Source organism: Gymnodinialimonas sp., from assembly GCF_059726805.1.
In genome coordinates, this window is the sequence record NZ_AP041059.1 from 1,774,322 (window position 1) to 1,798,716 (window position 24,395).

Genomic DNA, 24,395 nt, shown 5'->3' on the forward strand with positions numbered 1-24,395 from the left:
AATGGTATAGAACTGCGCAGTCGGTTGTAAGCCCTCCCAAGAGGAAAAGACTGCGTCGGCATGTCGCCGCTTCGCTGCCGGGCCTTGCAGCGCCGAGAGAAGGTCAATATCGACAATGCGTCACAGACCCGGCCCTGCCGGGGCGATCGGATGAGGCGACCACAGACCATGGCCAGCGACCCAAATTCTGCTCAAGCGCCAGCCCCGCTTTCGCCGCACGGCGCCTCGGAGGAGCGGCCGCGCTCCAAGCAGGTCGGCAGCCTGCGGGGGTTGCTGCCGTTCTTGTTGCCCCACAAGTTGATGCTGATCGGCTCCATCGCGGCCCTGGTCCTGACCGCGATGGTTTCGCTGACCCTGCCCCTTGCGGTGCGTCGCGTCGTTGACGGCTTCGAGACGGAAACGACAGAGTTGTTGGATCAGTATTTCGTGGCCGCCCTGACCATCGCCGGGCTTTTGGCACTTGGCACCGGCCTTCGCTACTATCTTGTGACGCGTCTGGGTGAACGGGTGATCGCAGACATCCGGAAAGCCGTCTTCGACCGTATGATCAACATGAGCCCCGCATTCTACGAGCGGATCATGACCGGTGAAGTGCTCAGCCGGATCACCACGGACACCACGCTGCTGCTGAGCGTGATCTCGTCAAGCATGTCGGTTGCCCTGCGCAACGCTCTGATCCTGACGGGCGGCATTGGTTTGATGTTCTGGACCTCGCCGAAGCTGGCGGGCGCGGTGCTTTTGATCGTTCCGCTTCTTACCGTGCCGGTCATCGTTCTGGGGCGCCGCTTGCGGGTTCTGAGCCGCCAGAACCAGGATTGGATCGCTGAATCCTCGGGCAATGCATCCGAAGCGCTTTTGTCCGCCCAAACGGTTCAGGCCTTCACCCATGAGAAATCGACCGCCGGACGTTTCACCGACGTGACCGAAATGTCGTTTGATAGCGCCAAGAAACGGATCGCCTTGCGCGCTATCCTGACGATGATCGTGATCTCAATGGTCTTCAGCGGCATCGTCGGCGTGCTGTGGATCGGCGCGCGTGACGTGCGCGCCGAGGTGATGACCATCGGCTCCCTGATCCAGTTCCTGATCTACGCGATCATGGTGGCAGGCAGCGTTGGTGCCCTGTCTGAGCTTTGGAGCGAGTTGCAGCGCGCCTCTGGCGCCACGGAACGGTTGGTGGAGCTTTTGGCGGCAGAAGACAGCGTCGCTGACCCCGTGGTTGGCCCGGCGCTGCCGCAAGGCGGGCGCGGCGCGATCGCGTTCAAGGATGTGCGCTTCAACTACCCGACGCGGCCCGATACGGCGGCGCTTGATGGCGTCAGTTTCACCATCCAGCCGGGCGAGACCGTGGCCCTTGTCGGCCCCTCCGGTGCTGGAAAATCCACCGTTTTTCAGCTGCTTCTGCGGTTCTATGACCCGGGTTCCGGGCAAATCACGATGGACGGCGTGCCCTTGACGGACATGGTTCGCCAGACCTTCCGGCAAGCCATGGCCTTGGTGCCGCAAGACCCGGTGATCTTCGCGGCCTCGGCCCGGGACAACATCCGGTTCGGGCGCCCTGACGCCACCGACGCCGAGGTGGAGGCCGCTGCCGTGGCTGCCGCCGCGCATGAGTTCATTACCGACTTGCCCGAGGGCTATGAAACCTACGTGGGTGAGCGCGGCATGATGCTGTCGGGCGGCCAAAAGCAGCGCATCGCCATTGCCCGCGCGATCCTTCGCGACGCGCCGATCCTGCTGCTGGATGAGGCGACCAGCGCGCTCGACGCGGAATCCGAGCGCGCGGTGCAGGACGCCGTGACCCAGATGTCCAAGACCCGCACCACTTTGATCGTTGCCCACCGGCTGGCGACGGTGAAACAGGCGGACCGCATTCTTGTATTTGAAGGCGGGAAGATCGTCGCCGAAGGCACCCACGATGCGCTGGTGGCCGACGGCGGCCTCTACGCCCGTCTGGCGCGGTTGCAGTTCACTGCGGGCCTCGCGGCGGAGTAGCCTCCGGAACACATAAGCGGCGTGATCAGCCTCGCTTTCCGTAGCGTTTGCCGTGACACCTACTTGTCACACTCCCCCTATTCGAGTGAGGATCGTTGCAAGAACAAATATGCCGCCCGGGGAGAGGGAGCTTCCCGCCGCGCGCAAGGGGAGGACGACACCGATGACATATGCAACTGCTATGGACCGAGACGCCATCGTGCAGGAAATGGCCTGGGAAGACCGCGACCTTCCCGCCACGACCTATGGCCTGCTGACACGCACGACCGAGGCGCATGGCAACAGGCCCGCGCTCAGCTATCAGTTGACCTCTGGGCCGAGTGATCCGAACGAAACGCTGACCTGGACCGAGCTGCGCGACCAGGTCACCCAGGCCGCAAACCTTTTTCGCTCCCTCGGGGTGGGAGAGACCGACGTCGTCGCCTACCTTTTGCCCAACGCCACGGAAACGGTCGTGACCTATCTCGGCGGACAAACCGCTGGCATCGTCAACCCGATCAATCCCTTGCTGGAGGCCGAGCAAATCGCCTCCATCCTGCGGGAAACCGGCGCGAAGGTCCTGGTGACATTGCGCGCGTTCCCCAAGACCGACGTTCCTCAGAAAGCGGCGGAGGCGGTGGCCATGGCGCCCAACGTCAAACACGTGCTGGAGGTGGATCTGCACCGCTACCTGACCGGTTTGAAACGGCTGATCGTGCCGCTGATCCGGCCCAAAAACCCCGTCAGCCACAGTGCCAAGGTGCAAAGCTTCAATCAGGCCCTCGCGGCGCAGCCCAAGACCTTGAGCTTTGAAGAAAGCACCGGGGACCGCGTCGCCGCTTATTTCCACACCGGGGGCACGACGGGCATGCCGAAGGTGGCGCAGCACCAGTTCTCTGGCATCATTTACAACGGTTGGGTGGTGAACCGGGTGCTGCTCAAGCACGAATCCGTCGCCATGTGTCCGCTGCCCATGTTCCACGTCTTTGGCGCGACCATCATCATCGGAGGGGCGGTCGCCTCCGGCGCCCATGTGATCCTGCCCACGCCGCAAGGTTACCGGGGCGAGGGCGTCTTCGACAATTTCTGGAAGCTCTGCGAGCGCTACAAGGCGACCTTCGTCATCGGCGTGCCCACGGCCTTCGCCGCCCTGATGCAGCGTCCGGTCGATGCCGATATTTCGTCGTTGAAGATGGCCTTCAGCGGCTCGGCCCCCTTGCCGGTCGAGCTCTATAAGCGGTTCGAAAAGGCCGCCGGGATCAACATTTGCGAGGCTTACGGGCTGACAGAGGTGACCTGCGGGGTGTCCTCAAACCCGCCCGATGGCGCGAAGAAAATCGGCTCCGTCGGGCTGCCGCTGCCCTATACCGAGGTCAAGATCATCTCCATCGAGACCCATGAAGAGGTGCCCGTGGGCGAAGCGGGCGAGATCTGCATTTCCTCACCCGGCGTCTACATGGGCCAGACCTATACCGAAGAGGCCAAGAACAAGGACCTGTTCTACCCCGGCCCGAAATCCAACGCGCAATTCCTGCGCACCGGTGATCTGGGGCGGATGGATGAAGATGGCTATCTGTGGATTTCCGGACGCGCCAAGGACCTGATCATTCGCGGCGGCCACAACATTGACCCCGCCGAAATCGAAGAGGCGCTGGCTGGCCATGAGGCCGTGGCCTTCGCGGGCGCAATCGGCCAGCCCGACGCCTTCGCGGGCGAATTGCCCTGCGCTTACGTGGAACTGGTGGACGGTGCCACGACCAGCGTGGCCGACCTGATGGCCTACGCGTCCGAGCATGTCCATGAGCGGGCCGCGATCCCCAAGTATCTGGAAATCCTGGAGGAATTGCCCAAAACGGCGGTGGGGAAAGTCTTCAAGCCGGACCTGCGCAAACGGGCGATCACGCGCATTTACAACGATGCCTTGGAAAAGGCGGGCCATGCGGCACGCGTGGTTGAGGTGCGCGAGGACAAGAAGCGCGGGCTGGTGGCCTACCTTGATCAGAACGGGGCCGAGGAAGAGGGCGTCACGAAGGTTCTGGGCGAATTCACACGCCCCTGGGAATGGCGCGAGGCGGCCTGAGCTCTCGCGATGTCCACCCCGGTTTTAAGCAACGACCAAGCGCGCCGGTTATTTCTGCAGCGCCACGGGTTAATGGCGCCGCCTTCGGGCGGGGCCAAGGGCGCGGCCCTTTCGCAATTGGTTCACGACCTCGGCTTCGTCCAGGTCGACAGCGTCAACACCTTCGCGCGGGCCCACGACCTGATCCTGTGGTCGCGGCGCCAAACCTACCGCCCCGAGGGCCTGCGTTGGATCAACGACCGCGCGCGGGCCACGTTCGAGCATTGGACTCACGATGCCTCGATCATCCCGATGGAATTCTACCCGATGTGGCGCATGCGGTTCGAGCGCGACAAAGCCCGCTTGCACTCGAAATGGAGGGATTGGCACGGGCAGGGGTTTCACCCCGAAATCGACACGGTCCTGGCCCGCGTCCAAGATGAGGGGATGTGCTGCTCGTCCGATATGGAAGACGAAGGCGTCGAAAAATCAACAGGTTGGTGGGACTGGAGGCCGTCAAAAGTGGCGTTGGAGTACCTGTGGCGCTGCGGCGAACTGGCGATTACCAAGCGCGTTGGATTCCGCAAGTTCTATGATCTGAGCGAGCGGGTCATCCCGCCCGAGCATCTCAACGCGCGGCTCACCGATGAAGAGATCGTGAATTGGGCCTGTACCGCCGCGTTGGACCGTTTGGGCTTTGCCACCAGCGGCGAGTTGGCCGCCTTCTTTGACCTCGTCCGTCCCGCGGATGCAAAGGCATGGGTGGCGGAAGCTTTGGCCTCAGGCCGGGCGGTGGAGGTAGAGATCACTGGTTATGACGGGAAGCCTCGCCGATCGATCATGTGGCCTAAAGATCTGGAAATGATGGATAATCTGCCGGACCCGTCCCCGAGGGTCCGCGTGTTGTCACCCTTTGATCCCGCCCTTCGGGACCGTAAGCGCGCGGAGCGGTTGTTCGGGTTCCACTACCGGATCGAGATCTTTGTCCCGGCCCCCAAGCGCCGCTATGGGTACTATGTTTTCCCGGTGATGGAAGGCACGCGGCTCATCGGCAGGATCGACATCGCGCGCGATGAGGGCGTCCTGGCCGTCCGCGCGTTCTGGCCCGAAAAAGGCGTACGCATGGGGACAGGGCGCGTGGCGCGCCTTTGCGCGGAACTTGACCGAGCCGCGCGGTTTGCAACGGAGGGGGAGATTCGCTTTGCGCCGGATTGGCTCAGGGCGGGTTAAGCGACGCCACGCAGCCAAGTATTGACAGCTGCGGATCCGTGTCGTTGCGTGGGGCTGAGTTATCCACAGGGACGCAGATGCTATTCCCGTTCAAAAACAATCCCTTTGGGCGCAAAGGGATTGTCGCCTTGAAGGTCGTGCTGACGGTGGCCGCCGTCACAAGTTGCGCGCCCACTTCGGGCGGGGGCGCGGGGAATTGCGCGCGCCCCGACCTCGCCTTTGGCGGCGACGTCCTGCTGCACACCTTGATCCAATCCGACGCCGCTTCCCGTCCCGAGGGCTTCGCGCCCGCCTTTGCACCCATTGCAGGCGCTCTGTCCCGCGCGGCCGTAACCGTCGTGAACCTGGAAGGGCCAACCGCGCATAACATAGCCCCCTCCGGGCGCGAGGCTGCTGATCCGGCTACGGTGTTCGACGGTCATATCTACTCCGGCTACCCCCGGTTTAACTATCATCCGTCGATCGCAAACACGCTTCGGTCGGTTGGAGTGGATGTGGTCCAGACCGCCAACAACCACGCGATGGACAGGGGCGCGATTGGTGCGGATCGCACCCTTTCCGCGCTGGCCAGCGCGGGCCTTGCCACCACCGGAACGCACGCCCGCGGCGCGCCCGCATCATGGCACACCGTACGGCAGGTCGCTGGCCATAACATCGCTTTCCTCGCTTGTAGTTTCTCGACAAATGGACTGGCGGATCCGGGCCGTCAGGTCCTAGGATGCTATAGTAACCGCAATTCCATCCCCACACTTATCCACAGCCTGAATCAGCAGCCCGGCATCGATGGTGTCGTGCTCCTGCCCCATTGGGGCACGGAATATTCCCCCCATCCGACCGCCCGCCAACGCGCGCTGGCCCGTGCGGCGGCCGAGGCCGGGGCGATCGCCGTGGTCGGTGCCCATCCCCACGTTCTGCAACCGTTGGAGATGCTTGTGACAGCGGACGGGCGGCAGGTGCCGGTTGCCTATTCCCTCGGTAACCTGCTTTCGTCGCAATGGCGGCTGGACCGTCGAACGGGCGCGATCCTTTACCTTGATCTTTCCGCCACAGAACCGGGCCTGCAAGCGACAGGCGCCCGCTATCTGCCCACGCGCGTAGAGCGGACGACAGCGCAGGGGGTTGCCGTCTTTCCCGCCGCTGCCCTGGCGACCGGCGCCCCAAGCCTCGCCCATGCGCAACGCATGCTCGGCCCGGGCATGGTCGCGCCCGGCGGATGCCTGACGCCCTAGCGCAACCTTGACCGGGGACCTGTGATCTCTATCGTGGCGGGACCTATCACGGGCGGCCCCTGATGCCACATCCACAATCCAAGTGTCTGACGTCGTTGCCTGTTTTTGCGGATCGGGCCTCTGAGGACGGGCCGCGCACGGTCGTGTGTTTTGGCACGCCCCGGGGCGGCACCTCGATGATCGCGGGCGCGATCCTTGGCCTTGGCGTGCCGATGGGGAAGGACCTGGGGCAGAACCTGGAGGATCCGGCCTTCAACATGGATTGGCACGACGGAACTCCGGCCGAGTTCCCGGCCCACGCCCGCCAACTCATCGCCGAACGCGACGCAGCCCACGAGATCTGGGGTTGGAAATTCCCCGGCGCAGCGCGTTACCTCGACCGGATCATCGGAGACCTCCGCGCGCCGCATCTGGTCTGCGTCTACCGTGACCCCGTCCCGATGGCGCTGCGGGCGCGAAAGCCCCCCGACAAGGCGGCAGAACTGGTCGTGGCCCGCCTGCGCGCGCAGGTGCGCAACACGACGATGGTCGAGGCGTTGGGCGTGCCCTGCCTTATGGTGTCCTATGAGAAGGCCGCCGCGCATCCGCTTGTGTTCATTGAGGAATTGGCAAGTTTCCTCAGCCTTCCCGTGCCCGGCCACGTCGATGAGATTGTCGAGTTCATGGCCCCGGGATCCTATAAAGACCCCGACACGCTGATGTCTCGTCTATCCCCGCCGCAGGGATGACGGCAGATCCGTGGCGCGCGCGCCTGCGTCCAGGTCCAACGCGGCGGCCCAAATCAATTGCGCCCGAATTCTTGGCGTGTCGCGGGCGGTGATCTGCGTCCCGTCCAGCAGGTGAAGCGGCGCGTCCCAGGCAGGGCCGGGAAGGTCGCGCCATTCGACGTCCAGATGGATCGCCGCATGGTCAAAAAGCCCCCGCAAAGCGCGCGCGGGCAGGCTGGAGCCTGCCACCACCTCTGCTTCGCGCGCGGCTTCGCTTGGATGCTCGGGCGTCTCAATCCCGGTCCGTGCCCAGGTGAGCAGGCGCGTCAGGCCGCGCGCGTGGTAGCCGACGCGGGCCACAACCAACGCGCGGTGGTTTTCCACCAGAGCGTCGTCTGGCAAGCCATTGAGAAGGCGTGCAAAGTAAGCCGTGCCGCGCCGCGCCAGCAGCAATTCCTCCGATGGGGCCTCCGCGGCGTCATAGCGCGCCCCGACACCTTGGCGCGCGACCAGCGCCGCGCGTTCAGCCGCCGTCGACATGGGTACGCGCGAAGTGCAAACGCTCCATGATAGGCGCGTCCGAGAAGCGGAACAGATCAAACCGCGTCTCGGCCTGTAGCGCCCAGGGCACCCAGGACGGCACGGTGAACAAATCGCCTTTTTCCAGGCGGTGCGTCACGCCATCGAGCACCACCGCGCCGCGCCCCTCAAAGACCTGGAACACGGTCGAGCCGACCTCGCGCCGCGCCGGCGTTTCCGCCCCTTCGCGCAGGCGGTGGAACTCGCACCGGATCGTCGGCATCACGTCGCCCCCGGTCGTCGGGTTCACGTAGCGGATCGCGGCGTGGCCTTGCTCGACCGTTGCGGGCTGGCCCTCATCCTCCAGCAACAATTGCTCGGTCAGGGCGCGGTCCGTATGCGCCCACCGGAAGGCGGCCAGCGGGCTTGAGACTGTGTCCTGTAACCCCGATAAAGGCCGCAACCCGGGGTTCGCCCACAGCCGTTCTCCGCGAGAGAAATTGGGGGTAGCGTAATCCGTCACCCGCTCGGACCCGAACTCGAAAAACCCCACATCCATCTGTTGTGAAAAGGGAATATCCAGGCCATCGATCCAGGCCATCGGCGCATCGCGGTCGTTGTGGTGGCCGTGAAAGCGCCAGCCGGGGGTCAGCAACAGGTCGCCGCGCGACATGCGCACCGGGTCGCCGTCCACGACGGTCCAGACCCCTTCGCCCTCCACCACGAAGCGGAACGCATTCTGGGCATGGCGATGCTCCGGCGCGGTCTCATGGGGCATCAGATATTGGATCGCGCACCAGAGCGTCGGAGAGATATAGGCGTTGGGCGCAAGGCCGGGGTTGGCCAGACCAATCGCGCGCCGCTCACCGCCCCGGCCCACCGGTACCAGCGTGCCAGCGGCTTCGGCCAGGGGCAGCAGATCACCCCAGCGCCAGACATGGGGCACGGCTTTGGGCGCCGGGGTCATCGGCATCAGGTCGCCCAATTGCGTCCAGAGCGGGATCAGGGATTGCTCCGCAAACCCTTGATAAAGCGCCCGTAACTCTGGCGTATCCTCGGGCTGCATGCCGTGTTCGATGGTCTCGTGGGTGCCCTCGGTCATGCGGGATCCCCGATGGTGACCGAAAGATCGGGCAGCCCGGTGATGGAGACGACAGCCGTGTCACCCGCCACCAAAGCGCCCACGCCCGCGGGCGTCCCGGTCATGATCAGATCCCCCGGCGCGAACCTCACTAGGCCCGAGAGGTAGGCGATGACTTCGGGCGTCGACCAGATCATATCGGCCAGGTCGCCCTTTTGCTGAACCTCGCCATTGCGCGTCAGCTGGATCGGGCCGCTGTCCAGATGTCCGACGTCGGCCACCCGGTGGATCGGTCCTACGACGGCGGACAGATCAAACCCCTTCGCCATGTCCCAGGGCCGCCCGGCCTTCTTCGCGGCGGCCTGAATATCGCGGCGCGTCAGGTCGTTGCCGCAGGCATAGCCGTAGACGTGATCGAGTGCGCTGGCCTCTGGGATGTTGCTGCCGCCAACCCCGATTGCCACCACTAACTCGGCCTCGAAATGCAAGTTTTCAGTGCCGGGCGGGTAGGGGACCGTGGCGCTGTGGGGCACCAGGGCATCGGCAGGCTTGGCGAAGAAGAACGGCGGTTCGCGGTCGTCGTGGCCCATTTCGCGGGCGTGTTCGGCGTAGTTGCGCCCGACGCAGAAGATGCGGCGCACCGGGAACTGCGCGGTCAGCCCGGCCACCGGGACGCACGGAGTGGGCATTGGGTCAAAAACATAGGCCATTTAGATTCCTCCCATTTCCGGCGGCAAGCCATTGGATCTGTAGATCCATGTCAGTTGATCATACCAGTCCTGAGGGCTCATGCCTTGCATGATCTCGTTGCGCACGGCGGCGCGGGCGTCGTCGGGATGGTAGATGTAATCGCCTATCAGGCGCGAGTTCATTTGCACCCGGCCGGTGCGGACGGCGCGCATGCTTTGGTAGTGCAGCAAGGCGGCCTCCACATCATCGGCGCCGTCGAGTGCCACGGCGAGGGCCACGCCGTCTTCCATCGCCATGCAGGCGCCTTGGGCGAAGTATTGCAGCATCGGGTGGGCGGCATCCCCCAGAAGCGCCACGCGGCCCTCGGTCCAGCGCGAGACGGGGTCGCGGTCACACAGCACCCACTGCTTCCAGTCGCGGCCATGTTCGATGACGGCGCGGGCGCGGGGGTGAACATGCTCGAACCCTTCGGCCACCTCCGCGTTGGTCACGGGCTTGCTCGAGACCGCCTCCAATGCGTCGCGATGATAGGTGACGACAAGGTTGAACACTGTGCCGCCTTTGAGCGGGTAATGGACGATATGGCACTTCGGCCCGGCCCAGAGCGTTGCGGCGTTCATCCGCAGATCCTCGGGCATCGCCTCGCGCGGGATGACGGAGCGATAGGTGGTGTGACCCGAGACGCGGGGCTCGCCGTCGGCCAGCATCTGCGCCCGGATAGGGGAGCGGAGACCCTCGGCGCCGATCAGCGCGCGACCGGTCACGGCGCCGTCGCTCAGATGGAGCGTGACCGAGGTGCCGTCTTGGGAATAACCCGTCGCTTTCGCCCGGGTGCGCAGGTCGACGAGGCCGCTGTCCGTGCAGCGGTTCAGCAGCAGCTGGTGCAATTCGGCGCGGTGGACGACGGCGTAGGGATTGCCGAAATGGGCGCGGAAGGGGGCATCCAAAGGGATGCGGGTGATCTCTTCCGCCGTCTGTGCGTCCAGGAGGCGCAGGGCATCGATGAAGACCGCCGTCTCGCGCATCTGGGGGCCGATGCCGAGGGCATCGAAACAGTGAAATCCGTTGGGGCCGATCTGAATGCCGGCCCCGATCTCGGCCATGGTCGCGGCCTGCTCCAGCACGACCGAGGCGATGCCCTTGCCCGCCAGAGCCGCCGCCGCCGCGAGGCCGCCAATTCCGCCTCCGGCGATCAAAATGGGCTGAGTCATGGGCGCTCCGCGGCTCGATCCTGACCCTGCTCAAGCTTGAGCAAGGGGGTAAGTATCTGTTTAATAACACTATAGTGAATAGTGGTTTTCGCAAAGTGCTCCAAATCCACGTATACTATAAGTATACATACTATCTGAGCACAGCAAACGGTCAAGCCCCGGGTGAGGGGCCTGATCCCAAGCGTCAACCTGCGGAGAAGGCCCGAAGCGTTGCGCGGCTGCCGTCCGCCCAGATCGCGGTGAGCCAGCCGGTGAAGGCCTTGGAAAACGCGGCGTGATCAGCCAGGTCGCCATAGACATGGGCCTGCTCCAACCACGCGGCGGGGCGCGTTTTGGCCGCCAGAGCCGCGGCATGGAGGTCATCCCAGAACGGATCATTGGCCGCGATCACGCTGCCATCTTCCCGGGTGCCGGCACACATCCGCGCCCAGAGCGCCTCGACCAGCGCCAGCGCCTCCACCGAGCCACCGGCGGCCACGGCTTCGCGCACGATGGGCAGGATGAAACCGGTGTGCCGGGACGAGCCGTCGAAGGCCACGCGGCGCGTGGTGTCCTTGATCGCGGAATTGGCAAAGCGCCGCTCGATCAGGTCGACATAGGCCAGGGGCGTCATGCCGGGCACGGCGCCCACATGGGGCACGATGCCGTCGCGTTCGACCTTGCGGAAGAAGGCGGCAATGTCGGCATCGGCCATGCAATCGGCGATGGTGGCACACCCCAGCAACTCGCCCACATTGGCGATGACCTGATGGCCGCCGTTGAGGATGCGGATCTTCATCGCCTCGTAGGAATGAACGTCGTCGGTCAGCGTCGCGCCTACCTTTTCCCAGGCCGGACGTCCGGCGCAGAAGTCATCTTCGATGACCCATTGGCGGTAATTCTCGTGGCTGACGGGTGCTGCATCATCGACGCCGAATTCCCGCGCCAGGGCAATCTCGGTGGGGCCGGTGGCGGGCACGATGCAATCGACCATGGAGTTGGGGAACGTGCTATTCGCCTCAATCCACGACGCCAGATCCGGGTCGCTCAGGCGCGCGAGGCCGACGATTGTCTGGCGCACGATGGCGCCGTTGCCTTGCAGGTTGTCACAGCTTTGCACGGTGAAGGCAGCATCGCCCGCGTCGCGGCGCGCGCGCAGGGCGGCGATGATCGCGCCAAAGGCGGTGCGGGGCGCGGCGGGGTGGGCGGCGTCATGGAGGATATCTTCATGGCCCGCGTCAAAGCCATGGGTCACGGGGTCGATGTAATAACCCCCCTCCGTCACGGTGAGGGACACGATGCGGATCGCGGGATCGCTCATCGCTTTGATCAATGCGCCGTTGCCGTCTTCAATGGGCAAATAGTCGATCATCGCGCCCGTCACCTCGGCCGAGGCGCTGTCGGGCGTCAGTTCAATGAGCGTCGTCAGGTAATCCTGCGCCGCGAGACGGTCGCGCATCGCGGCGTCATAGGCACGCACGCCCGCGCCGATGATTGCCCAATCATGGGCCTCCCCTTCCTGCATGAGACGATGGAGATACCACGCCTGATGGGCGCGGTGGAAATTGCCTAAGCCGATGTGGACAATGCCGGGGGTCAGCTGCGCGCGAGTGTACTTGGGCAGGTCGATCTCGCCCGGCAATTGCGCAAGTGTATCAAGGCGAAGCGGAAGAGCGTTCGTGGTGTCTTTCATCGCGTTGGCCTCCTTCAGCTCATCCATTGGCCACCATCCACATTATAGGTTTGGGCCACGATGTAATCGGCCTCGGACGAGGCGAGGAATACGGCCATGCCGGTCAGATCCTCGGCGACGCCCATGCGCCCGTAGGGCACAGCCGCGCCCACTTCGCGCTTCTTCTGGCCGGGGGCTTTGCCCTCGTGCTTGGCGAAGAAGGCGTCGACACCGTCCCAATGCTCTCCATCCACCACGCCGGGCGCGATGGCGTTTACGTTGATGCCGTGGCCGATCAGGTTGAGGCCAGCGGATTGCGTCAAGCTGATCACGGCAGCTTTGGTGGCGCAATAGACGGCCACCAAAGGCTCGCCCCGGCGGCCCGCCTGGGAGGCCATGTTGATGATCTTGCCCTTGATCCCACGCTCGATCATGTGGCGGGCGACGGCCTGCATCGTGAAAAGCGTGCCGCCCACGTTGATGTCGAAGACTGTGGCGTAATCCTTGTAGGTGATCTCGACCAGCGGTGCTGCCGTGAAGACGGCGGCGTTGTTGATCAGAATGTCGATCTGACCGAGGCCGTCTACCGCCGCCTTGACGCCGCCCGCAATGCTGTCTTCGCAGGCCACGTCCATCTCCACCGCAATGGCGCCAATTTCCGTGGCGGTTGCCTGGGCGCGCGCGAGGTCGATGTCGGCAATCGCGACGCGCGCGCCTTCGGCAATATAGCGTTCTGCAAAGGATCGACCGATGCCGCGTGCGGCACCGGTGATCAAAGCTGTTTTGCCGGCCAGTCTGCTCATGGCAGGCGCAGGCCGCTCGCATCAAAGCGGTGCAAATGGTCGAGGTCTGGCGTCAGGTAGATGTCGTCGCCGTATTTGACGTCGAACGATCCGCTGACCCGCACCGTGATGCTGTCGGTGAGCCCGGTGTCGTGGACGTAGAAGAACGTATCCGACCCCAGTTGTTCCGTCACCCCGACCCGGCCTTTCCAGGTGCCTTCTGTGGCGGAGGCGCTGATGTGTTCGGGCCGGATGCCGATTGTTGCGGCATTGTGCTTTTCGGCCTCGGGCCCGTCGAACTGGTTCATCTTGGGCGAACCGATGAAGCCCGCGACAAACAGGTTCTTGGGGCGCTGGTACAGCTCCAGCGGAGAGCCGACCTGCTCGATGTGCCCCGCGCGCAGGACCACGATCTTGTCGGCCATGGTCATGGCTTCAACCTGGTCGTGGGTGACGTAGATCATCGTCGTCTTCAGGCGCGAGTGCAGCTCCGTGATCTCCAGCCGCATGCCGACCCGCAGGGCGGCGTCGAGGTTGGAGAGCGGCTCGTCAAAGAGGAAGGCCGCAGGTTCACGCACAATCGCCCGCCCGATGGCCACCCGCTGACGCTGACCGCCCGACAGCTGCCCGGGGCGGCGGTCGATGTAGTCGGTCAGGTTCAGGATGTCGGCGGCTTTCTGAATGCGCCGCTCCTGCTCGGCCGGGTCCATGCCCGCCATCCGCAGGGGGAAGGCGATGTTCTTGCGCACGGACATGTGCGGGTAGAGGGCGTAGGATTGGAACACCATGGCCAGGCCGCGCTTGGCGGGGGGCACCATCGTGGCATCTTCGTCGTTGATGTTGATCTGCCCGCCGGTGACATCCTCCAGCCCTGCGATCAGACGCAGGAGGGTGGACTTGCCGCAGCCCGAGGGGCCGACGAAGACGACAAACTCGCCTTCGTTGATCTCCAGGTCCAGGGGCGGGATGACTTCGACATCGCCAAACGACTTTTGAACTTTCTCAAGAGTAATACGTCCCATTGGTCGTCTCCCTTATTTCACTGCGCCGAAGGTCAAGCCCCGGACAAGTTGCTTTTGGCTGAACCAGCCAAGGATGAGGATTGGTGCGATGGCCATGGTCGAGGCCGCCGAGAGTTTTGCGAAGAACAGACCTTCAGGCGAGGAGTAGCTGGCGATGAAGGCCGTCAGCGGTGCGGCATCGACCGAGGTCAGGTTCAGGGTCCAGAACGCCTCGTTCCAGGCCAGGATGAAGTTGAGCAGCAGCGTTGACGCGATGCCGGGTACGGCCATCGGTGTCAGCACATAGAGGATCTCTTCCTTCAGGCTGGCCCCGTCCATTCTTGCCGCCTCAAGGATCTCACCGGGGATTTCCTTGAAGTAGGTGTAGAGCATCCAGACGATGATCGGCAGGTTGATCAGCATGAGGATCACCACCAGCGCGAAGCGGTTGTCCAGCACCCCCAGCTGAATACACAGCAGGTAGATCGGGTAGAGGACGCCCACCGCGGGCAGCATCTTGGTCGACAGCATCCACAACAGGATGTCCTTGGTCCGGTTCGAGGGCACGAAGGCCATCGACCAGGCCGCGGGGATCGCCACGATCAGGCCGAGGACGGTGGAACCCCCCGCGATCAGGATCGAGTTGGACAGGAAACGCGCGTAGTTGGAGCGCTCCATGACCTCTTGGTAGTTCTCCAGCGTCCAGTCGAAGGCGAACAGGATCGGCGGGTTGGCGATGGCATCCGCTTCCGACTTGAACGATGTCAGGATCGTCCAGAGGATCGGGAAGAAGATCATCAGACCCACGAGCCACGCAATCGCTGTGTTCAGGGCCTTTCGGTTGTTTGTGACAGCTCTAGCCATGTCTAGTCCCTCACTTGTCCAGGTTTTTGCCGACGATGCGCATCAGGAAGATGGCAACGATATTGGCAAGAATGATGGCGTAGACGCCGCCGGCTGATCCCAAGCCCACGTTCTGGCTTTCCAGCACGCGCTGGTAGATCAGGTAGGTCAGGGTCCGGGTTCCGAACGCGCCGCTGGTGGTCACGAAGATCTCGGCGAAGACGGCCAGAAGAAAGATCGTCTGGATCAACACCACGATGGTGATCGCGCGGCTCAGGTGCGGCAGGGTGATGAAGGCAAAGCGCGCCAGCGGGCTTGCGCCGTCCATTTCGGCGGCTTCCAACTGCTCGCTATCAAGCGATTGGATGGCCGTCAGCAGGATGAGCGTCGCAAAGGGCAGCCACTGCCAGGACACGATCATCACGATGGAGAAGATCGGCATCTCGGACAGCCAGACCACCGGGTCGGCGCCGAGGAACCTTGATATGTAACTGAAAACGCCGTTCACGGGATCCATGAACATGTTCTTCCAGACCAGCGCCGAAACGGTGGGCATCACGAAGAACGGGGCAATCACCAGGATGCGGACAACGCCTTGGCCCCACATCGGCTGATCCAGAAGGATCGCCAGCAAAACGCCGAGGCAAATCGAGATAAGAAGAACACCACCCACAATGATGAGCGTGGTCATCACCGAAGGCCAGAATGAATTACTGGTGACGAAACGGACGAAGTTCTCCATTCCGACGAAACCATTGTCGCCGCCGCGCAAGGGGCGGTAGTCGCGCACTGAAAACCATAGGGTCATGCAGAGCGGGACGAGCATCCAGACGAGGAGCAAGAAGACCGCCGGGGCCATCATGATCCGTGCCGCTGATCGGGAATGCTGAGTCGCCATGACACATATCCTCCTCGTTCGGGCGCGTGTCCGCCCGGTGAAGCATTACAGAAAATCTTAGGGAGTGTGTGGTGTTTTGGGTGAGGGCGGCGGCAGATGCGCCGCCCTCGGGGTCTTTAAGCGAAGGGCTTACTGGTAGCCACCAGCTTCCATCGCTTCGTTCACGATCGCCTGACCGTTCGCCAGTGCCTCTTCAACGGTCTGCTGACCGGCGTAGGCGTTGGAGAACTCCTGGCTGACTTCGGTCCACATGCCGGCCCACTCGGGGATGGCCATGAACTGAATGCCGACGTAGGGAACCGGGTCCACGGTCGGGTTGTTCGGATCAGCGGCGAGGATCGAGTCCAGCGTCATCTGAGCGAAGGGAACCTCGGCGTAGTTGGGGTTCTCATAGAGCGAGGTCCGTGCGCCCGGAGGAACGTTGGCCCAGCCTTCGTTCTCGGCAACCAGTTCGATGTAACCGGTGGACGTGGCCCACTCGATGAACTGCATGGCTTCGTCCTGCTGCTGCGTACCGGCGGGAACTGCCAGTGCCCAGGCCCAGAGCCAGTTGGAGCGCTGACCCAGACCGTTGTCGGGTGCCAGAGCGAAGCCAACAGAGTCAGCAACGGTGCTGTCATCGGGGTTGGTCACGAAGGACGCTGCCACGGTGGCGTCGATCCACATGCCGCAGAGACCCTGGTTGAACAGGTTCAGGTTCTCGGTGAAGCCGTTGGTCGCGAAACCAGCGGGACCGGATTCCTGCATCATGTCGTTGAAGAAGTTCAGCGTTGCGGCCCACTCCGGGCTGTCGAGCTGAGCGTTCCAGTCTTCGTCGACAACGCGGGCGCCGAAGGAGTTGGACATCGCGGTGATGAATGCACCACCTTCACCCCAACCGGCCTTGCCGCGCAGGCAGATGCCGTTGACGTCGTTTTCACGGTCGGTCATCGCGGCCGCGGCTTCGCGGATGAAGTCCCAGGTGGGGGCGTCCGGCATTTCCAGGCCAGCAGCTTCCATCAGGTCCGTGCGGTACATGACCATGGACGATTCGCCGTAGAATGGTGCCGCATAGAGCGTGCCGTCGTGGGACAGGCCGCCTGCCATTGCGGGCAGGATGTCACCGACATTGTATTCCTCGGACAGGCCGTCGAGCGGGACGAGCCAGCCGTTGGAGCCCCAGATCGGCGCTTCGTACATGCCGATGGTCATGATGTCGAACTGGCCACCGTTGGTGGTGATGTCAGTCGTAACGCGCTGACGCAGAACGTTTTCTTCCAGCGTAACCCACTCGACGGCGATGCCGGTCTCTGCGGTGAACTGGTCGGTGTAACCCTGCATACGCACCATGTCGCCGTTGTTGACGGTTGCGATGGTGATGGTGGCCGAGTGGCCGTCTGCAAATGCGGTCGTTCCCGCGGCGCAGATTGCAAGCGCCGTCGTGGCGCCAAGTGCTCTCTTGAGAGACATCCGAATCCTCCCTGATCGTTGGATGTTGTGGGATCAAGATGCTGTGAACGTGGCGCTCGGTCAATAAAAAACTTTACGCGCGTAAATTTCAGGCGAAACGGTTTTCTTTTCGCTGATAAATCAAGCAGATGCGCGGATGATCAGTTTGGCGGGATAAAGTGTTTCCTGCCGATTGCTGAAGCGGCTGCCGTTTTCGATCAGCTCGAACAGCGTGTCGACGCTGCCCTTGGACACCGAATCGTAATCATGGGCGGCGGTGGTCAGCGCCGGGCAGGTGAAGCGCGAGAACGGGTGATCATCGTGGGAGGCCACGCGCAGGGCGCAGTCGTCCCCGGCACCCACGCGCAGGCCCCGCTCGTAGCAGGCGGCCAGAAAGCCAATGGCCAGGCGGTCGTTGCTGCACAGGACCGTATTGGTCGGCAGCTGGTTGCCGGAAAGCACGTCATGGGCGCCTTGGCGCCCGATCTCTTCAAAGGCCCAGCCGTCGCCGTCGATGCTGACGACCTGGGGCTCAAGTCCGCGCATCTCCATCGCTGCGATATAGGCGTTGCGGCGTTTGTTGGCGTTGGGGTTGGCGGGGTTGCGCATCTCAAAAAAGCAGGGCGGGCTGCCGGTTTGGCTGATGTAAGCCACTGTTTGTTCGACAAAACTCACGTTGTCCGAGCCGATGAACGCCTCGCCCATGCCGTCCATATTACTGTCAAAGAGGATGGTTGGGACGTCTTTGCAGAACTTTTCCACCACGCTGCGGTCCGAGGCCCGCCCCAGCGGCGCCATCAGCACGCCCGCGGGTTTCAGGGCCCGCAAGCTGTCGAGGTTTTCTACCTCCAGCTCTTTGTCACCGTGCGAGCTGAGCAGGATCGGGCGGAAGCCCGCCTCGATCACCATCATTTCGATGTTGCGCGCAATCTCGGCAAAGAACGGGTCGGCGAGGTAGGGGACCATGATGCCGATGTTCTTGGTCAGCCGCCGGTTCTGGTTCACCGCATAGATGTTGGGGCGATAGTCATAGCGGTCGAGCGCCTGCTCGATCCGCGCCCGCGTCGTGGCGCGCACGCTTTGGGGGTCGTTGAAATACTTCGAGACCGTCGGGCGGGAGATCCCGCTGACGGCTGCAAAGTCTTCCATATTCCTGATCTCTTGCTCAGCCATGGGACCAGAGTGTGCTCCATTCGTTGCCGAAACGCTAATCTGTCGAAACCGGTTTGAGAAGAAGATTCTTGCCGCGCGTAAAGGTTCGGCCAGCACCCGCGCGCCCTGAAAGATATTTCCCCGCTTTGAGTTGTGTGACGGACGGTGGGCCAAAAGAGGGACCATCCGGCCTCAAGTAGCCCAAAGGGCGGTAGGCCATACCCGGCCTCAAGTAGCGCGAAGCGCGGTAGGCCATAGAAAGAGGAAGATGGTGCTGTGAGGGAGGATTGAACTCCCGACCTCACCCTTACCAAGGGTGTGCTCTACCACTGAGCTACCACAGCATTCCGTCCCGGTTCTTAGCCGCGCGTCCCGTCGCAATGCAAGGGGGCGGGGCAGGTGGGGCCGAGCGGGACCCGCAAAGCAGGTTGCCGGACGTCGTCTCAGCAACATTGCGCCGCGTCCTAGACCCATCACGGCAACCTTGCAAGCGCAATCTGGACGCTTCCGGCCCGGCGCGCTAAAGGCTAGGGCCATGGCGCAGGAAACCAAAGGGGGCCGAGGCTCCAAATCCGGGAAGCAGACCCGGGAGGATCGTCTGAAGTCGGCGTTGAAGGCCAACATGGCGCGCCGCAAAGCACAGGCGCGCGCGCGCACGCAGGCGGAAGAGGCGCAGGATCAAGCCGGAAAACCGGCACAAGAGTAACGAGAGGCGAGGGCAGATGGACAGGATCGTGGTGAAGGGCTCGGGGCCGCTCAGTGGGCAGATCCCGATTGCGGGGGCGAAGAACACCTGCCTCAAGCTGATGTGTGCCGCACTTTTGAGTGATGAGCCGCTGACCCTGACCAATGTGCCGCGCCTTTCCGACGTGGCCACGCTGAGCGAGCTTCTGGAAAGCCTGGGCGTCCAGATCGGGCGGTTGGATGATGGCCAAACGCTGGCCTTTTCCGCCAACACGCTGACCTCGCACCTGGCGCACTACGATATCGTCCGCAAACTGCGCGCGTCGTTCAACGTGCTGGGGCCGATGCTGGGGCGCACCGGCGAAGCCATCGTCTCGCTACCCGGCGGCTGTGCGATCGGCGCGCGGGCGGTGGATTTCCACCTGGAAGGCCTCAAGAAAATGGGCGCCTCGGTGGATCTCAAGGACGGCTACGTCCATGCCTCGGGCGACCTGAAGGGGGCCGAGATCGAGTTTCCCTTCCCCTCGGTCGGTGCCACGGAAAACGTCATGTGCGCCGCCGTGCGCGCGCGGGGCACGACCGTGATCAAGAACGCCGCCCGCGAGCCGGACACCAAGGCGCTGGCCGATTGCCTGATCGCCATGGGCGCGGATATCGAAGGGGCAGGGACCTCGACCATCATCGTGCGCGGTGTCGACCGCCTGCACGGCGCCACCCACCGCGTGATCGCCGACCGGATCGAGATGGGCACCTATATGACCGCCCCCGGCATCGCGGGCGGCGAGGTTGAATGCCTCGGCGGCACCCGCGATCTTCTGGGTGCGTTCTGTGACAAGATGGAAGAGGCGGGGCTTGAAATCTCCCAGACGGACCTTGGCCTCAAGGTCCGCCACCCCGGCGGTCGCCTGAAGGCTGTCGATGTCTCTACCGCGCCTTTCCCGGGCTTCCCTACCGATCTTCAGGCGCAATTCATGGCGATGATGTGCTTTGCCGAAGGCACCTCGGTACTGGAAGAGACGATCTTCGAGAACCGCTTCATGCACGCCCCAGAGCTTTTGCGCATGGGTGCCCAGATTGAGGTTCACGGCAACACCGCCCGCGTCACCGGCGTCGAAACCCTGCGCGGCGCGCCTGTGATGGCGACGGACCTGCGCGCCTCTGTGTCGTTGATCCTGGCGGGCATGGCCGCCGAGGGCGAGACGGTGGTTAACCGCGTTTACCATTTGGATCGCGGGTATGAGCATCTGGTGCGGAAACTGCGCGGTGTCGGTGCCAATGTGGAGCGTCTGAGCGAATGACCCAAGCGCCCCAAGACGCCCGGTTTGAGGATTCCGGAGACAGCCCCATCGCCCTGCGCGCCCTGGAAGCCGCCGATGTCCCCGTGATCTCGGCCCTGATCCAGGACGCTATCTTTCCGGGTACGGAAATGCGCTGGGACGCCGCGCGTCGGCGCTTTGCGCTGTTGCTGAACCGGTTCCGCTGGGAACAGCAGGGGGGCACGCCGGAACGGGTGCAAGCGGTGCTGGCCGTTGAAGACGTCCTGAAAGTCTCCAGCCAGGGGATCGACCGCAGCGACCCGGACCTCGTCTTCTCGGTCCTGACCCTTACCTGGACCCCGTCCGAGGATGGCATGGGGCGGTTGGAACTGGTCCTCGCCGGTGACGGCGCCATCGCGTTAGAGGTCGAGGCGCTGGAACTCACCCTCAAGGATGTCACTCAGCCCTACGGCGCCGTGTCGGGCAAAGCCCCGGGGCACGCGCCGTGACCGTCCGGGCGCTGGAGCAGGGCGATCTGCCCGCCCTGGCCGCCCTGCGCCTTGAAGGTATCCGCCTGTTCCCGAACGCTTTTCTACTGTCCGAGGAAGAGGCCCTGGCCTCTGCCGATGATGCCCTTGCCGGGTGGATCGACAGCGGCAACGCCTTTGGCGTCTTTGACCGCAAGCGTCTGATCGGTTTCGCCGGGCTTCGGGGCCAGAACTTTGCCATGTCCCGCCACCGCGTTCACATGGGGCCCTTTTATGTCACCCCGGACGAGCAGGGCACCGGCGCGGCGGACCTGCTGCTGGAACACCTCTTCGAGGTCGCCAAAGCCCGCGCCACCACTCAGATGGAGCTGTGGGTGGCCCAGGCCAACACCCGCGCGCGCGCCTTCTACGCGCGCCACGGCTTTGCCACCACGGGCCGCATCCCGGCGGCGGTGATCCAGGGCGGCGAGCCCCGCGATGATCTGTTCATGGTCTGCGACCTGACCACAGATCCCCCCGTGCGCGGCCCCGACGGGATGCGCCGACTGCAGGCGGGCGATTGGCGCATCTTCCGCGATATCCGGTTGGAAATGCTGCAGAAAGCGCCCCGTGGCTTCGCCACGACCGTCGCCGAGTTCGAGGGCCTCGCCGCCGATGACATCATCGCCTGGATCGCCAAGACCAACCTCTGGGCCGTGGTCGAGGGCGGGCGCGTCGTGGCCACCGCCGGGTGGCATCCCTTGCCCGGCGCGGTGCAGGCCCACCGCGGCCATGTCGTTGCCGTCTACACGACGCCCGCCGCGCGGGGCCGGGGGCTGGCGGCGCAACTTCTGGCGCAAGTGGCCACCGAGGCGCGGCTCCAGGGCAAGATCCAGCTGGAACTGGATGTCGCTGCCGAAAACGCGCCCGCCATCGCCCTTTACGAGGCCGCAGGCTATCGCCGCGCGGGCACGATCCACAACTGCCTGAACCACGATGGCCACATCCACGACCAGTATTTGATGGTGTGCCCTCTCGTCGCTTGAGCGTGCCGTTTGGCCGGGCTATCTGCTGCCCCAACGCACGGAGGGGACATGCCGCAATTTCTCAATACAAACGACGCGGATTTCGACGCTCGCTTTGCAGCCCTTCTCACCATGAAGCGCGAAGATGCGCCGGATGTCGATGACGTGGTGGCCGACATCATCGCCGACGTGCGCGCACGCGGCGACGCGGCTGTCATCGAGCTGACCGCGAAATTCGACCGCCTGACCCTCACGCCCGAGACATTGGCGTTCAGCTGCGAGGAGATTGCGGCAGCAACCCGGGAAGTGCCGCCGGCCGAGCGCGCAGCGCTCGAATTGGCCGCCGCCCGGATCCGCGCCTACCACGAGCGCCAGTTGCCCGAAGATGCCCGTTGGACTGACCCGACAGGGGCGGAGCTGGGCTGGCGCTGGGGGCCGGTTTCAGCCGCGGGCCTCTATGTGCCCGGCGGTCTCGCCAGCTACCCCTCGTCGGTGCTGATGAACGCCATCCCGGCCCAGGTTGCGGGCGTCAAACACCTCACCATCTGCGCGCCCACGCCCGACGGCGTGGTCAACCCGCTGGTGCTGCTGGCCGCGCAGCTTTCGGGCGTCGACACGATCTATCGCATCGGCGGGGCGCAGGCCATCGCGGCGCTCGCCTATGGTACGCAAACCATTGCGCCTGTTGACAAAATCACCGGCCCCGGCAACGCCTTCGTCGCCGCCGCCAAGCGCCGGGTGTTCGGGAAAGTGGGCATCGACATGATCGCGGGCCCGTCCGAGATTCTGGTGATTGCCGACGCCGACAATGACCCCGACTGGATCGCCACGGACCTGCTCAGCCAAGCCGAGCATGACGAAAGCGCGCAATCCATCCTGATCACCACCGATGCCGCCTTCGCCGAAAAGGTCGCCGCCGCCGTCACGCAACAGCTTGAAACCCTGCCGCGCGCCGCCATCGCCGGGCCTTCCTGGCGCGATTTCGGCGCCATCATCACCTGCGATACGCTCACCCAGGCCGCCGCCCTCTCGGACCAGATCGCCCCCGAACACCTGGAGCTTTGCGTCCAGGACCCCGAGGCGCTTTTCGCTAGAATCACTCACGCCGGCGCCGTTTTTCTTGGCCAATGGACTCCCGAGGCGATCGGCGATTACATCGGTGGACCGAACCATGTGCTGCCCACGGCCCGATCTGCCCGCTTTTCCAGCGGCCTGAACGTGCTCGATTTCATGAAACGCACGACATTGGCCCGCATGACGCCCGAGGCGCTCAAGGCCATCGGTCCGGCGGCAGAGGTCCTGGCGGCCTCGGAAGGGTTGGGGGCGCATGGCGCCTCCGTGGCCGCGCGCCTGACGCGGCTGAACAGGGACTAAAGGGACTATGACGATGCACATCTGCCATATCGAGATCGACACCCAGGGCCTGCCCGCGCCCACCCCTGAGATCGAGCAGGAGCGCAAGGTCGCCATCTTCGACCTGCTGGAGGAGAACACCTTCACCCTGCCCAAAGACGACGCCCCCACCGGACCCTACCGCCTGTCCCTCGCGATCCGTGAGAAGCGGCTGGTGTTTGATATCGATACCGAGGACGGCGCCGATGCGGCCGAATTCCACCTGTCCCTGTCGCCCTTCCGCCAAACGGTCAAAGACTATTGGCAGATCTGCGAGGCGTATTTTGACGCGGTCAAAAAGCTGCCGCCCTCCCAGATCGAGGCCATTGATATGGCCCGGCGCGGCATCCACAATGAGGGCGCGCGCCTGTTGCAGGAACGCCTGGAGGGCAAGGCCGGGATCGACACCGACACCGCGCGCCGCCTCTTCACCCTGATCTGCGTTCTGCACTTCGGAGCCTAGATCCTTGTCGCAAGACTTCCCCCAATCGGTCCTCTTTTGCTGCGACCACAACTCGACCCGGTCGCCCATGGCCGAAGGGTTGATGAAGCGCTTCTACGGCCACCGCGCCTACGTCCAATCCGCAGGCGTCAAACACGAGCTGGAGATTGACGGCTTCGCCGTCGCCGTCTGCGCCGAACTGGGAGTAGAGCTGGAACGCCACCGCGTCCGCTCCTTCGACGAGATGGAGGAATGGGGCGACGATCTTTCGGGTTTCGACCTTATCGTCGCCCTTTCGCCCGCCAGCCAACGCCGCGCGCTCGACATGACGCGGCATTACCACATCGACGTCGAATACTGGCCCATCATCGACCCCACGGGCCTCGGCGAAACCCGCGAGGCCAAACTCACCAGCTATCGCCAGGCCCGCGACCAGATCGTCGGCCGCATGAAGGCGCGCTTTGGCGAGGCGACGGAAGCCTAGGCCTTCCGCGCAAGGGCTCGCGCCCCGGGGCGGCCTGCCTTGCTTACAGACAGCCCCTGTCCCCGCAGCTTCTTTTCCTATGCCGCACCGCTGAAGTGCGATACGCTTTCAGCAGGCGTTTTATCGGCCAATGACAAGCGGTTTTTTCCATCCGCAATCCTCAGGCCATCTGCGTTCTGAATGCCTTTGT

At 63.9% G+C, this 24,395-nt stretch carries 23 protein-coding genes and 1 tRNA gene; 12 read left to right on the plus strand and 12 right to left on the minus strand.

The annotated features are described in order from the left end of the window. Positions 1 to 168 precede the first annotated feature (168 nt). The 5 genes from AC6I9R_RS08760 (at position 169) to AC6I9R_RS08780 (ending at position 7,220) form a co-directional block, all read left to right on the plus strand. Complete coding sequence (locus AC6I9R_RS08760) at positions 169 to 1,995, plus strand: ABC transporter transmembrane domain-containing protein (RefSeq protein ID WP_461425192.1); 1,827 nt, start codon at positions 169 to 171, stop codon at positions 1,993 to 1,995. Between the two features lie 163 nt (positions 1,996 to 2,158). Continuing rightward, positions 2,159 to 4,054 carry an acyl-CoA synthetase gene (locus AC6I9R_RS08765; protein WP_461425193.1) on the plus strand — a complete coding sequence of 632 codons (1,896 nt, stop codon included), beginning with the start codon at positions 2,159 to 2,161 and terminating at the stop codon, positions 4,052 to 4,054. A 9-nt stretch (positions 4,055 to 4,063) separates the two neighbouring features. After that, entirely contained in the window at positions 4,064 to 5,263 is a 1,200-nt protein-coding gene (locus tag AC6I9R_RS08770; RefSeq protein ID WP_461425194.1) for a winged helix-turn-helix domain-containing protein, read from the plus strand. A gap of 77 nt (positions 5,264 to 5,340) precedes the next feature. Further along, entirely contained in the window at positions 5,341 to 6,492 is a 1,152-nt protein-coding gene (locus tag AC6I9R_RS08775; protein WP_461425195.1) for a CapA family protein, read from the plus strand. A 62-nt stretch (positions 6,493 to 6,554) separates the two neighbouring features. Further along, positions 6,555 to 7,220, plus strand: coding sequence for a hypothetical protein (locus AC6I9R_RS08780; RefSeq protein WP_461425196.1), 666 nt, complete (start codon positions 6,555 to 6,557; stop codon positions 7,218 to 7,220). Here AC6I9R_RS08780 and AC6I9R_RS08785 read toward each other — a convergent pair. The 12 genes from AC6I9R_RS08785 to AC6I9R_RS08840 form a co-directional block, all read right to left on the minus strand. Next, positions 7,200 to 7,739 carry a DinB family protein gene (locus AC6I9R_RS08785; RefSeq protein ID WP_461425197.1) on the minus strand — a complete coding sequence of 180 codons (540 nt, stop codon included), beginning with the start codon at positions 7,737 to 7,739 and terminating at the stop codon, positions 7,200 to 7,202. The two genes, AC6I9R_RS08780 and AC6I9R_RS08785, sit on opposite strands and share 21 nt — an antisense overlap. Then, on the minus strand, positions 7,723 to 8,820 hold the full coding sequence (locus AC6I9R_RS08790; protein WP_461425198.1) for a cupin domain-containing protein: 1,098 nt from the start codon (positions 8,818 to 8,820) through the stop codon (positions 7,723 to 7,725). Before AC6I9R_RS08790 ends, AC6I9R_RS08785 begins: the two co-directional genes overlap by 17 nt. After that, complete coding sequence (locus AC6I9R_RS08795) at positions 8,817 to 9,509, minus strand: fumarylacetoacetate hydrolase family protein (protein ID WP_461425199.1); 693 nt, start codon at positions 9,507 to 9,509, stop codon at positions 8,817 to 8,819. The genes AC6I9R_RS08790 and AC6I9R_RS08795 overlap by 4 nt, the downstream gene beginning before the upstream one ends. Continuing rightward, positions 9,510 to 10,700, minus strand: a complete 1,191-nt coding sequence (locus tag AC6I9R_RS08800; RefSeq protein WP_461425200.1) for a 3-hydroxybenzoate 6-monooxygenase — start codon at positions 10,698 to 10,700, stop codon at positions 9,510 to 9,512. 184 nt (positions 10,701 to 10,884) lie between these two features. Then, positions 10,885 to 12,399 carry a mannitol dehydrogenase family protein gene (locus tag AC6I9R_RS08805; RefSeq protein ID WP_461425201.1) on the minus strand — a complete coding sequence of 505 codons (1,515 nt, stop codon included), beginning with the start codon at positions 12,397 to 12,399 and terminating at the stop codon, positions 10,885 to 10,887. Then, positions 12,387 to 13,154 (minus strand): L-iditol 2-dehydrogenase, encoded by a 768-nt coding sequence (locus AC6I9R_RS08810; protein WP_461425202.1) that lies wholly within the window; start codon positions 13,152 to 13,154, stop codon positions 12,387 to 12,389. Before AC6I9R_RS08810 ends, AC6I9R_RS08805 begins: the two co-directional genes overlap by 13 nt. Continuing rightward, complete coding sequence (locus AC6I9R_RS08815; RefSeq protein ID WP_461425203.1) at positions 13,151 to 14,155, minus strand: ABC transporter ATP-binding protein; 1,005 nt, start codon at positions 14,153 to 14,155, stop codon at positions 13,151 to 13,153. The genes AC6I9R_RS08810 and AC6I9R_RS08815 overlap by 4 nt, the downstream gene beginning before the upstream one ends. Positions 14,156 to 14,167: 12 nt before the next feature. Further along, positions 14,168 to 14,998, minus strand: a complete 831-nt coding sequence (locus AC6I9R_RS08820; RefSeq protein ID WP_461425204.1) for a carbohydrate ABC transporter permease — start codon at positions 14,996 to 14,998, stop codon at positions 14,168 to 14,170. 10 nt (positions 14,999 to 15,008) lie between these two features. Next, positions 15,009 to 15,875: a carbohydrate ABC transporter permease gene (locus AC6I9R_RS08825; protein WP_461425205.1), complete on the minus strand. Its 867-nt coding sequence runs from the start codon at positions 15,873 to 15,875 to the stop codon at positions 15,009 to 15,011. 129 nt (positions 15,876 to 16,004) lie between these two features. Further along, on the minus strand, positions 16,005 to 17,324 hold the full coding sequence (locus tag AC6I9R_RS08830) for an ABC transporter substrate-binding protein (RefSeq protein WP_461425206.1): 1,320 nt from the start codon (positions 17,322 to 17,324) through the stop codon (positions 16,005 to 16,007). Positions 17,325 to 17,444: 120 nt separating this feature from the next. Further along, positions 17,445 to 18,476: a LacI family DNA-binding transcriptional regulator gene (locus tag AC6I9R_RS08835; RefSeq protein ID WP_461425207.1), complete on the minus strand. Its 1,032-nt coding sequence runs from the start codon at positions 18,474 to 18,476 to the stop codon at positions 17,445 to 17,447. 248 nt (positions 18,477 to 18,724) lie between these two features. Next, positions 18,725 to 18,799 (minus strand) — tRNA-Thr (locus AC6I9R_RS08840). A gap of 191 nt (positions 18,800 to 18,990) precedes the next feature. Here AC6I9R_RS08840 and AC6I9R_RS08845 point away from each other — a divergent pair. Genes AC6I9R_RS08845 through AC6I9R_RS08875 form a run of 7 tightly spaced genes read left to right on the plus strand, consistent with a single transcriptional unit; the run spans position 18,991 to position 24,205 of the window. After that, positions 18,991 to 19,161: a hypothetical protein gene (locus tag AC6I9R_RS08845; RefSeq protein ID WP_461425208.1), complete on the plus strand. Its 171-nt coding sequence runs from the start codon at positions 18,991 to 18,993 to the stop codon at positions 19,159 to 19,161. Positions 19,162 to 19,177: 16 nt separating this feature from the next. Then, positions 19,178 to 20,437, plus strand: a complete 1,260-nt coding sequence (gene murA / locus AC6I9R_RS08850; protein WP_461425209.1) for a UDP-N-acetylglucosamine 1-carboxyvinyltransferase — start codon at positions 19,178 to 19,180, stop codon at positions 20,435 to 20,437. Beyond that, positions 20,434 to 20,904 carry a DUF2948 family protein gene (locus AC6I9R_RS08855; protein ID WP_461425210.1) on the plus strand — a complete coding sequence of 157 codons (471 nt, stop codon included), beginning with the start codon at positions 20,434 to 20,436 and terminating at the stop codon, positions 20,902 to 20,904. The genes murA and AC6I9R_RS08855 overlap by 4 nt, the downstream gene beginning before the upstream one ends. Further along, positions 20,901 to 21,908 carry a GNAT family N-acetyltransferase gene (locus tag AC6I9R_RS08860; protein WP_461425211.1) on the plus strand — a complete coding sequence of 336 codons (1,008 nt, stop codon included), beginning with the start codon at positions 20,901 to 20,903 and terminating at the stop codon, positions 21,906 to 21,908. The genes AC6I9R_RS08855 and AC6I9R_RS08860 overlap by 4 nt, the downstream gene beginning before the upstream one ends. A gap of 48 nt (positions 21,909 to 21,956) precedes the next feature. Beyond that, positions 21,957 to 23,261 carry a histidinol dehydrogenase gene (gene hisD, locus AC6I9R_RS08865; RefSeq protein WP_461425212.1) on the plus strand — a complete coding sequence of 435 codons (1,305 nt, stop codon included), beginning with the start codon at positions 21,957 to 21,959 and terminating at the stop codon, positions 23,259 to 23,261. 7 nt (positions 23,262 to 23,268) lie between these two features. Then, positions 23,269 to 23,742, plus strand: a complete 474-nt coding sequence (locus AC6I9R_RS08870; protein WP_461425213.1) for a UPF0262 family protein — start codon at positions 23,269 to 23,271, stop codon at positions 23,740 to 23,742. Between the two features lie 4 nt (positions 23,743 to 23,746). Next, positions 23,747 to 24,205, plus strand: coding sequence for an arsenate-mycothiol transferase ArsC (locus tag AC6I9R_RS08875; protein WP_461425214.1), 459 nt, complete (start codon positions 23,747 to 23,749; stop codon positions 24,203 to 24,205). The last annotated feature ends 190 nt before the right edge of the window (positions 24,206 to 24,395 follow it).

Coding starts and splice junctions, on each gene's coding strand:
- AC6I9R_RS08835 (WP_461425207.1), bottom strand. CDS start 18,476: ATGGCTGAGCAAGAGATCAGGAATATGGAAGACTTTGCAGCCGTCAGC.
- AC6I9R_RS08785 (WP_461425197.1), bottom strand. CDS start 7,739: ATGTCGACGGCGGCTGAACGCGCGGCGCTGGTCGCGCGCCAAGGTGTC.
- AC6I9R_RS08795 (WP_461425199.1), bottom strand. CDS start 9,509: ATGGCCTATGTTTTTGACCCAATGCCCACTCCGTGCGTCCCGGTGGCC.
- murA (WP_461425209.1), top strand. CDS start 19,178: ATGGACAGGATCGTGGTGAAGGGCTCGGGGCCGCTCAGTGGGCAGATC.
- AC6I9R_RS08790 (WP_461425198.1), bottom strand. CDS start 8,820: ATGACCGAGGGCACCCACGAGACCATCGAACACGGCATGCAGCCCGAG.
- AC6I9R_RS08815 (WP_461425203.1), bottom strand. CDS start 14,155: ATGGGACGTATTACTCTTGAGAAAGTTCAAAAGTCGTTTGGCGATGTC.
- AC6I9R_RS08775 (WP_461425195.1), top strand. CDS start 5,341: ATGCTATTCCCGTTCAAAAACAATCCCTTTGGGCGCAAAGGGATTGTC.
- AC6I9R_RS08800 (WP_461425200.1), bottom strand. CDS start 10,700: ATGACTCAGCCCATTTTGATCGCCGGAGGCGGAATTGGCGGCCTCGCG.
- AC6I9R_RS08805 (WP_461425201.1), bottom strand. CDS start 12,399: ATGGATGAGCTGAAGGAGGCCAACGCGATGAAAGACACCACGAACGCT.
- AC6I9R_RS08820 (WP_461425204.1), bottom strand. CDS start 14,998: ATGGCTAGAGCTGTCACAAACAACCGAAAGGCCCTGAACACAGCGATT.
- AC6I9R_RS08830 (WP_461425206.1), bottom strand. CDS start 17,324: ATGTCTCTCAAGAGAGCACTTGGCGCCACGACGGCGCTTGCAATCTGC.
- hisD (WP_461425212.1), top strand. CDS start 21,957: ATGCCGCAATTTCTCAATACAAACGACGCGGATTTCGACGCTCGCTTT.
- AC6I9R_RS08810 (WP_461425202.1), bottom strand. CDS start 13,154: ATGAGCAGACTGGCCGGCAAAACAGCTTTGATCACCGGTGCCGCACGC.
- AC6I9R_RS08870 (WP_461425213.1), top strand. CDS start 23,269: ATGACGATGCACATCTGCCATATCGAGATCGACACCCAGGGCCTGCCC.
- AC6I9R_RS08825 (WP_461425205.1), bottom strand. CDS start 15,875: ATGGCGACTCAGCATTCCCGATCAGCGGCACGGATCATGATGGCCCCG.
- AC6I9R_RS08770 (WP_461425194.1), top strand. CDS start 4,064: ATGTCCACCCCGGTTTTAAGCAACGACCAAGCGCGCCGGTTATTTCTG.
- AC6I9R_RS08780 (WP_461425196.1), top strand. CDS start 6,555: ATGCCACATCCACAATCCAAGTGTCTGACGTCGTTGCCTGTTTTTGCG.
- AC6I9R_RS08760 (WP_461425192.1), top strand. CDS start 169: ATGGCCAGCGACCCAAATTCTGCTCAAGCGCCAGCCCCGCTTTCGCCG.
- AC6I9R_RS08845 (WP_461425208.1), top strand. CDS start 18,991: ATGGCGCAGGAAACCAAAGGGGGCCGAGGCTCCAAATCCGGGAAGCAG.
- AC6I9R_RS08855 (WP_461425210.1), top strand. CDS start 20,434: ATGACCCAAGCGCCCCAAGACGCCCGGTTTGAGGATTCCGGAGACAGC.
- AC6I9R_RS08765 (WP_461425193.1), top strand. CDS start 2,159: ATGACATATGCAACTGCTATGGACCGAGACGCCATCGTGCAGGAAATG.